The organism is Bullifex sp. (assembly GCF_034103065.1).
GTDB lineage: Bacteria > Spirochaetota > Spirochaetia > Sphaerochaetales > Sphaerochaetaceae > Bullifex.
The window spans coordinates 1-9081 of the sequence record NZ_JAXEGN010000190.1 but is presented as its reverse complement, the minus strand read 5'-3'; the positions used below and the strand labels follow the sequence as shown (position 1 = coordinate 9081).

At 37.0% G+C, this 9081-nt stretch carries 8 protein-coding genes; 7 read left to right on the top strand and 1 reads right to left on the bottom strand.

Annotated elements, in window-relative coordinates; translation table 11 throughout:
* Together SOY52_RS07335 and SOY52_RS07330 are read left to right on the top strand one after the other, a co-directional pair.
* On the top strand, positions 1 to 763 hold a 763-nt coding region (locus tag SOY52_RS07335), incomplete at its 5' end, for a DUF4143 domain-containing protein (protein ID WP_320848311.1).
* A gap of 479 nt (positions 764 to 1242) precedes the next feature.
* Positions 1243 to 1515, top strand: a complete 273-nt coding sequence (locus SOY52_RS07330) for a hypothetical protein (protein WP_320848310.1) — start codon at positions 1243 to 1245, stop codon at positions 1513 to 1515.
* A gap of 133 nt (positions 1516 to 1648) precedes the next feature.
* Here SOY52_RS07330 and SOY52_RS07325 read toward each other — a convergent pair whose 3' ends face one another.
* Positions 1649 to 3658 (bottom strand): leucine-rich repeat protein, encoded by a 2010-nt coding sequence (locus SOY52_RS07325; RefSeq protein WP_320848309.1) that lies wholly within the window; start codon positions 3656 to 3658, stop codon positions 1649 to 1651.
* Positions 3659 to 4249: 591 nt separating this feature from the next.
* On the opposite strand from SOY52_RS07325, the gene SOY52_RS11210 reads away from it, so the two are divergent.
* The 5 genes from SOY52_RS11210 to SOY52_RS07305 form a co-directional block, all read left to right on the top strand.
* Positions 4250 to 4615: a zinc ribbon domain-containing protein gene (locus tag SOY52_RS11210; protein WP_414429598.1), complete on the top strand. Its 366-nt coding sequence runs from the start codon at positions 4250 to 4252 to the stop codon at positions 4613 to 4615.
* Between the two features lie 255 nt (positions 4616 to 4870).
* Entirely contained in the window at positions 4871 to 7831 is a 2961-nt protein-coding gene (locus tag SOY52_RS07320) for a hypothetical protein (protein WP_320848308.1), read from the top strand.
* Positions 7832 to 7844: 13 nt separating this feature from the next.
* On the top strand, positions 7845 to 8108 hold the full coding sequence (locus tag SOY52_RS07315) for a hypothetical protein (protein ID WP_320848307.1): 264 nt from the start codon (positions 7845 to 7847) through the stop codon (positions 8106 to 8108).
* Positions 8095 to 8652 (top strand): hypothetical protein, encoded by a 558-nt coding sequence (locus SOY52_RS07310; RefSeq protein WP_320848306.1) that lies wholly within the window; start codon positions 8095 to 8097, stop codon positions 8650 to 8652. The genes SOY52_RS07315 and SOY52_RS07310 overlap by 14 nt, the downstream gene beginning before the upstream one ends.
* A 15-nt stretch (positions 8653 to 8667) precedes the next feature.
* Positions 8668 to 9081, top strand: a 414-nt coding sequence (locus tag SOY52_RS07305; protein ID WP_320848305.1) for a radical SAM protein, incomplete at its 3' end; no start/stop codon positions are given.

Genomic DNA, 9081 nt, shown 5'->3' with positions numbered 1-9081 from the left:
ATTATATATGCTAATCGGAGGTATGCCTCAGGCTATAGAAACTTATTTGGAAAAGAATAATCTATGTTCTGTCGATGAAACAAAAAGAGCAATTGTAGATTTATATGAGGAAGACTTTACTAAGATAGATGGCACAGGATTGGCTGGAGATATTTTTGAGTCAATTCCTGCCAGTTTAACCGGAAACAGTTCTAGATATGTATATTCATCAGCAAGGGAAGGAACACGTTCTGAACAGATTTACAGGGTTCTACCTGATATACTCAGCTCATATACTGTAAATATAGCATATCATTCCAATAATCCAGGTGTAGGCATGGCACTTGAGAAGGATCCTGAAAGATTTAAGCTCTTTGTATCTGATATTGGATTATTCATAACCCTTTCCTACAAAGACAAGAACTTTACCGAAAACATAATTTATGACAAGTTACTTTCCGATAAACTCGATGCTAATTTAGGTTATGTCTATGAAAACATTGTTGCTCAGATCCTGGTAACAAAAGGAAATAACTTATTCTACTACACCATGAAAAGTGAAACATCGAATCATCTCCATGAAATTGATTTCCTGCTTTCTTCGGGCACTAAGATATGTCCGCTTGAAGTCAAGTCTAGCAATTATAAAGCCCATAAATCATTTGATGATTTCTGCAACAAGTTTTCCAGTAGAATTGGAGAAAAGTATATAGTTCACACAAAAGACTATAAGCGTGAAAATGGTGTTACTTATATTCCTATCTATATGCTTCCTTTTCTATAGTTTTCTATAACTATTATGATGAGGCTTCATGACAATATTAATTAAATCCTTTTATCTGCAATAGCATAATAATATTGATTCTTTAATGTCACCTCATATTTTGGTTGCCTCCATTTTATAAGATGACACTATTATTGATGTTTAATTTGAGTAAAAAAAATGCATGTTTTCATGCATTTCTATTTCGTAACTTTTATACATTTCCATATTAACATTTACATGATGCATTGTCCTATCTCAGATATAATAGCAAAACTCAATGTAAAACTATTGGGATAATATCTATATTATGTAGTTAGTGGCATCACTACTGCATCAAAACACTATATAGTGTCTTAAGACGCAGAGTGCAAAAGAAAAAGGATTAATTAGGAAAGGTAAAAATCTTTATGAAACAGTCACCAATTGTGAATCCTAAAATTTATGTGAAGCTTTGAGTAAGTAAGGTTTTGTGAGGTGTTGATGCATTTGCTTAGCACTTGAAATTAAGCGATGCATCTGACTACTCACCATATGTAAAGGCATTTTATGTTATTTTATCTCCAGTTTTACTTATGAAAATTGTAAAGCTTTTTAATTCTTCGATTTATAGAATAAATAATCTAGACTCTTTGCAATCCCGATTAAGAATCTTTCCATATACAGTAAAGGGTGGTGGGATATTTGTTGAACTATCATCACAGGAAATGGTAATAACGATGAGAAGAATGGATAATAGGGAAAATAGTTTTTTCCATAGATGTTTCTCTTGAAATGAAGATTAACAAACAAAAAGCCTATCATTAAAACTACTTAATGAAAAAGTAACAATAGAATTGGGCTTTATATAAGAATTATTAAAAATGGTCCAAAGGATTTATTTCCTTTGGGCCATCATCTTTTGGGTTATTCCTGCCATTGAACTGTGGCATAAAATGCACCCCAAGGAGCACCACTAATTGAGCCTTTGGCCTTGTTGATGGTGACTTTTCCAGAGTAATAGTAGAACACATTATTACTGATTGTAGTTACAGAGGAAGGGATTATTATTTCCTGGAGATTAGTAACTCCATAGAAACTGTATTCTTCAATTCTCGATACTCCAGACGGAACAGTATATTCTGTGCCAGATTTTAATTTAGGATAGTATATCAAAGCCGATAGACTCTTATTGAAGAGCACACCGTCCTTAGAAGAATAGTTTTTATTGCTTTCTGCAACTTCTATCTTTTCCAAGTTGCTGAAAGCAAAGGCAAAAGGTTCGATTTCAGTTACACTTCCTGGAATAGATATAGTAGATAATCCCTTAATATAGCTAAGAGCTCCTTCCCGAATTGACTTAAGATTATTCGGAAGAGTTATTGTATTTAGTAGTGAACCTTGGAGAGCATAGGGTTCCAGTGAAGTTACACTATTGGGAATAGTATAGGAGGAGCCTTCTTTTCCTTCAGGGTAACAGATTAGTTTGGACATGCTCTTGTCAAAAAGGACACCATCTTCTGTAGTAAAATACTTATTATCATTGGCAACAGTTATCTCTTTTAGTTTGTCGCAATTTCCAAAGGCATTATTTCCAATGGAGCTTACACTTGCAGGAATGAAGATCGATGTAATCTCGCTACAGTTATAAAAAGCACGCTCTTCAATTGAAGTGACTGTATCTTGAATAATAATGGAAGTAAGTTTTTCACAATTCTCAAATACACTTTTACCAAATGACTTTATGGTCTTAGGAATAGGAACCTCTTTGAGGTTATTGCAGTTATAGAATGCACCGTCTCCAATGGATGTCACAGAGTCTGGAATCAACACCTTTTCTAATGATTGACAATTCAAGAAGGAATTAGCTTCTAATGAAGTTACAGAGTCTGGTACTGTATATACACTACCGCTTTTGCTGATTGGATAGTTTATCAATGTTGTCATATTTTTATCAAAAAGAACACCATCTTGGGATGAATAGCATTTATTCTCTTGAGAAACAATAATCTCTTTCATAGATTCGCAAAAATAAAATGCTTTTAATCCAATTTCTTTAACAGAAGCTGGTATTCTAATCTGAGTGAGGTTACTACACAGGGCGAAAGCTTCTTCTCCGATTGATATGAGTTTATCTGGGAGAACGATTCCAGAGATATCACTGTACATGAAAGCCTTATCTCCAATTGTTATTACGGAGTTAGGTATAGTAACGGAAGTGAGGCGAGAGTTTAAGAAAGCTCCGCTGCATATAGTGGTGACTGTGTCAGGTATCTCATAATTACCCGTTCCAGTTTGTTTATGAGGTGGATACTGGATTATCGATGTTTCATCTACGCTAAATAGTACTCCATCTATTATCTTGTAATTCTTGTTTCCTTCCTTAACAATGATTGTAGAAAGGTTATAACATGAATCAAAAATACATTCCCCTATACGTGTAATGGTAGAAGGAATTTCAATTCCCAATAAGTAATAGCATCCACTAAAAGCTTTGTCTTCAATGGAAGTTATTGTCTTTCCTTCATATTCATCAGGAATTCTGCATCCCCAAGGAGATGAAACTGATGGATTTAGTGCACCTTTTACAGACAAAGTCCCATCTCTATTCTCCTGATAGATAAGGCCACTATTTTCATCTTTATAGATTCTCATCCAAACAGAATAGAGAATTGTATCGGATGTAATAGGAGTGTTGGAATCGAATACCTTTGTACCCTCCTTATCCAAGCTCCAACCTTGGAAGGAGTATTCATCTGTTGATTCCAAAATCGGTGGTGTTACAGTAGTTCCTTTATTTACCATTACTTGCGATACTTCATTTCCATCTAGGCCAATAAAAGTGACTTTAATCTTTTCGATTGTAATTGTTGGATTACATGCAGCAAGAAGCATGACTATAAGGCAGAAAATAAATATGTGTTTCCTTTTTCCCATTCGCATATTTCACCTTTTGTTTTTTTTCATGTATACGGAATCACAAATAAACTTGAAATGATTTGTGTGATATCTATACCAACTTTAATATGGTGAAAATAGATAGTCAATATAATGTAAAAAATCAAGGAAAGCGGCCAACCTCAATCCTTCTAATTTGATATCCCTTAAGAATCTTCCAGAGTTTGTCTGGTAGAGTAAATATTCCTTATGCTTTGGGAATGATCAAAGAGTATATGTTTTTTGCTTTTGAACAACTTTTTTCTATGTAATAAAGGTTATTTAAAGACTTTCATTATGTTAATAAATCTATAAGATTAGATATTTGAGGCAGCCTAGAGGCGAATCTATGCAGTATTTCTTTACATAATATTAGCTTTTTTATAGAGACTTAACGAAGTCCGTTATAGACTTGTCATTTTTATAAATAGCCTCTGCTTTATTCAGAACGAGAAGTAATGTGGAAACGCCATATACCAAAAGACCTATATGAGAGATTTTCTTTCCAGGAGAATTTCTAACAATTGAGAGGTGAGGAAATATCTAGTGGAAAACGGGCATGAAGCTATCATAATCTCTGAGCAATTTGAGATGGCGCAGCAGGAGCTGAAAGCTAGAAGAAAGGAAAAGAGGCAACATTCTTCAAAATCCATATTCACCTCAAAGCTTATTTGCGGAGACTGTGGTTGTTTCTACGGCTCCAAGGTTTGGCACTCTACTGATAAGTACAGAAGTGTAGTATGGCAGTGCAACAACAAGTTCAAGGCTGATAAGAAGTGTACCACTCCCCATTGTCAGAGTCAGTTAAAAAGGGACAAAAGGGCGTGCGGACGTTTTCTTGGACTAAATTATAATGCTAGACCAAGTTCACTTCTATACTCCTTTGGACTTTTTTTGTTTAAACGTATCTTTATTCTTTCATTCCTTAACCAGTTAAGGTACCTGTCAATAAAGTAAATTGAGCAATCTAGTACCCATACTTTCAAGTCTCTTCGATAGATTACTACATTTTTTATCCTTCCAAGTATTCCTTCACCTGCTGGTGGGTAAAAGGAGTAATATACCATGAAGTGATAATTCCTCAGGTGATGCTCCTGATTTCTATACTCACCAACGATATTGAACACTGTGTTACGTTTTTCATGAACTGTATAACGTTATTCATAAACCCGATAACGTTATTCTAAACCTATGTAACGAAATTCAAATCAGATGAGTATATCAACTTACACAAGAAATCTTAGAAATGAATCTGGTTCAACTGTTGTACAGTTTCTCCCACGCATCAGCGGCTATGGACCTATTATTCCTGTGTTTACAGTAGATGGTACTGAGATTTCTTCTACCACATACACCATATCGCACAGTGATAAGCGACTATCAATAAGAATTTCCATGAAGGCTGAGTATCTTGGTACAACACTTGTAGCTGACACACAGGAATTAAAGTGCATTGATGAGACAACTCCTGCATATTATTTAGGTGCTCACAAAACTGCTCCTACTAATGCAAATGGTATGAAGCTTTTACCAGGAGATTGGTACTTCTCTACTGTAGATAAGAAGACTTACGTGTATACAGAGTCAAAAAACTGGAGGAGTATTGTAGTAGGTGATGAGAACTTTGCTGAAATGGCGCTTTCAACACTTCCTGATAAGTTCGAGTCAGCGTCTAGTGTTACAGATGAGCTTCTTGCAGAAAATATATATGTAAAGAACCTAATTTCAAGTTTCGTTACTGCTGCATACATTGCAGCTAAAGATATTGAGCTATTAGATGGGGGAATTGTAAGGAGTAAAGGCTATAGTAAAGGTACAGTCAAGAAGCTGATAAATGGAGAGACCTTACCTACTGCCTCCCCTGAAAAAGGCTTTTATATGGACACCCAAGGGGATGCTGAGTTTTACAAAGCGGACATGTATGAAGTAAATGTAAGCAAAGGAAAACTTTCAGAAGTAACAGTTAGTGGGGAACTTAAAAGTGAGACATTCACTACACAGAAAGAGGATGTTCTTTCATCTGAGCACTCAAACATTCCTATTACTGAAGGTGTAGGTTACTGGGATGAAGCAGCTGTAATTGCAGCATTATCGTCTTACTCCTCTGCAAGTGTTCATTCACTTACAGGTTCTTACGCAGGAACTTCATATACAAAAGCAATAAAGCTTTCTGAAGCAGAGCGCACAACTCGAAGATACTTCATTGACACAAATGCAGATGGAAGTGCCACTGCAGTTACCCCAGCTGTAAAGCTTGCAGTTAGGTTTGAAGGTTCACCAGGAGAGTATTCGTATACTTCAATACACGGAGAAAAAGTGTTAGAGGGGCTTCTTGAATATTATGATGGCTCCTCCTGGAAGTCGTTCTCATCTACCATCACCATTGATGTAGCTCCTGGTAAAACTGTAGGCATGAGAGGGTTAAAACCTGCAGTGCCTGATGAAGCAGTAGTTTTTAAAAATAGGGTTAATATGCTCTCAGAAACTGGGCTATACGGTCATGTTATTGCAACGCCTTATTATGCATCACAGGGCTGCTCATGCATACTAGTAACTGATGATGGGATGAAACGACTATGTTTTAATGCGGGGGCAACCCAAGTTGCTACAAATAATGAAATTTCATCGCCATATCAGGGCTCCTACAGTGGTTCTGCCTTCGGAAACAGAAGGCTTGTAACCCTCGATGCGCTTTCGACAATAAGGACGTTAGTTTCAAATTATGGTAGTAATCCTAGTCCATACACTGCATCAATTGGTGATTCCTCTTCAACCTGGAGGACTATCCTTTTTATGGATGGTTACTTTTATGCATTTTCCTATAACAATTCATCAGGCGCTATTACTCATGTAGCTAGATCTGAATACGGCACCTCCTGGACAGAGATTTCAAACTCTTCATTTGGAGTAAAAAGTACAATGAGAGATTTTGTACAGGTTGGTACATATCTTTATGCCATTGATGGTGGTAGTGTTGTTAGAACATCTAACCTTGGCTACTTTGAAACTTTGGTTACTTTCAGTTTTTCTTCACCTTCACATGCGCACCTATCATATGCAGAATCAACTTTCCTGCTTACAGATGGTAATGTACTTAGAGCATCTAAAGATGGAGTTACATGGTATAGACCAAATGACTATGCAAATATCATTTCAGTGCTTCCACTTGCAGGTCCGATATGTTTGAGAGAGAAAGTATCCGGATTTGAAGCTTACACATGTTGTATGAAGGCTGAGAAAATAACTCAATCAGATTTTACAGTCAATTACTCAACTTCAAGAAAAAAGAGGGTATCCTATGACTATACTATACTAAATGAGGGGTGGAACTTCATTGACTCATCAGGTGTGAAGGTTGGATCAATAAGCATTTCATCCCCTCAGATGGTACCAAGGTCAACTGCGTTCAGTATAGCATCTGGTTCTTCAACACTATTTTCTTCTTCATCAGCAACTCTTTGGTATCGATTTAGGGGTTTAAGAAAAAAGTCTGGTTCATCATATGTAACTGTAGCCTCTGGAATAATCGGAAGAATTGATGCATCTACATCAAAGACCTTCACCTACACACGAAAAGGTGAAAGTGCAAAGAGTGTAGCTGCTTCTTCCATAAAGTCGATAGCCTGGGACTCTACAGGACTTACTATTAATACTTCGTCAGGAACTCTTAATTTCAGTTCAACAGATTGGTTATCAGCATTTTCACTTACAATCGTTCCAGTTGGACGATCGAGGGGGAACTACACTGAAGGAATTTTCCCAGAGTCTGGTGCAAGTGAGCGTACTTCAGACATAGACATAGGAAGAGTAGACAATAAATTCAACAACATGTATGCAACTACATTTCACGGTGCCTTAGATGGTAATGCTTCAACAGCCTCAAAGGCTTCAATTGTAATCGATGCAGGTGATGGTAGGTCTTTAACTCTTTCTTACAGTAAAGCAGGGCTTTCTTCAAACCCGTCCTGGGTAGCTGCTTGGAACGGAAATGAACTTAGAGCAGTTGCACCTTCTGTTTTAAGTGTCGGCTATGCCGCAAGTGCAGGTTCTGCCTCAAAAGCTGATAGTGCGACAAAAGCACACTCGGCAGATATTGCTACCAAGGCTTCTTCTGCTGATAGTGCTACAAAGGCCACTTCTGCAGATAGTGCATCAAAGGCTTATTGGTCATAAGGAGAAATAAAAAGTGGAAAAAATTAATTTAACACACGATGAACTCATGCAATTGATGGCGCATCATGAGGCCTCAAAAGCTTTAGTAGAACTTGTAAACATGAGTACTTCTAATATGGATAGAAGGACACTTGAAGTATGTCTTGATGAAACGCTTCCTTTAATAAAGCTGTCAAAGTTAGCCGAGTGGGAAATGCTAGATGAACTAAAGAGAAAGTATGGGGTTTCAGAGCTTCATTACTGTGCATCAAAGGAAGAGGTTTATGGCAGAGTATGAGTCATTTTCAGGAAAGCCTTGCTATGCATCAGACTTCAATAACCTATCATCAAAACTTGCTAGTGCACTTTCAGCACGTGGCAATTCTGCATCCCTTCCAAGTGTAAGTGTAGGAGGCTTAATGTATGCATCTCAAATTGAAGCTCTTAGGTCTGCTGCTTATAACGCTATAAACTACTCATCCTTCATAGGTCAGATAACAGCAGGGATGCAAATTAAGCATGAGCAGTTAGAGTGTATTTCACAAGCAGTTTCTGACTTAAACAACCTTCTTCGTTGTCGCTCTGGGTGCACTGGTAACTGCCACAGCGCATGTACTGGCGCATGTACTTCATCCTGCTCAGGCTCTGTTCACCACAGTGGCTCATGTTCATATATGACCTGGTGGTGTTCAGGTGATTGCAATAACACATGCTCAGGTGGTTGCTCAGGCTCGTGTTCAGGAACTTGTGGAAGAGGGTGCAGTAACTACTGCGTTTCAAGTTGTAAAAATTCATCCATTTCTGAAACTAATCGTCTAACTGGCACTTATGTGTCTGTTTAAAAGGAGGCTATAAAATTGATTAATTGTCCAGAGCCTTACAGAGGGCAAGTTTTTACAATAATTGTTACAAACGACTGTAATTTAAGGTGCAGGTATTGCTATGAAACAAATAAGTGTAATAGGGGAACTGTTAGTTTAGATTCTGTCGATAAGTTTACCCAGATGATAATTAGTGGTGTTTTTGATATTGGCATAAAAAATTATGAAATAGACCTTCTTGGAGGGGATGCGTTAATGCACCCAGAGCTTTGTGGGAAAATAATCGACACCATGCTAAAGCGTATGGTGCTTGAGGGCTTTGTTGGAAGAAATAGAATTAAATTTTCAATCTGTTCAAACGGCACACTTTTTAATAGAAAAGAAGTGAGAGACTTTTTATTTCGGTATAAGCCACTTTTATCTCTTGGTGTTTCAATTGATGGATCTCCT

What these genes read in the sequence shown, in the direction of transcription:
- SOY52_RS07320 (WP_320848308.1), top strand. Translation starts at nt 4,871, where the DNA reads ATGAGTATATCAACTTACACAAGAAATCTTAGAAATGAATCTGGTTCA.
- SOY52_RS07310 (WP_320848306.1), top strand. Translation starts at nt 8,095, where the DNA reads ATGGCAGAGTATGAGTCATTTTCAGGAAAGCCTTGCTATGCATCAGAC.
- SOY52_RS11210 (WP_414429598.1), top strand. Translation starts at nt 4,250, where the DNA reads ATGGCGCAGCAGGAGCTGAAAGCTAGAAGAAAGGAAAAGAGGCAACAT.
- SOY52_RS07325 (WP_320848309.1), bottom strand. Translation starts at nt 3,658, where the DNA reads ATGGGAAAAAGGAAACACATATTTATTTTCTGCCTTATAGTCATGCTT.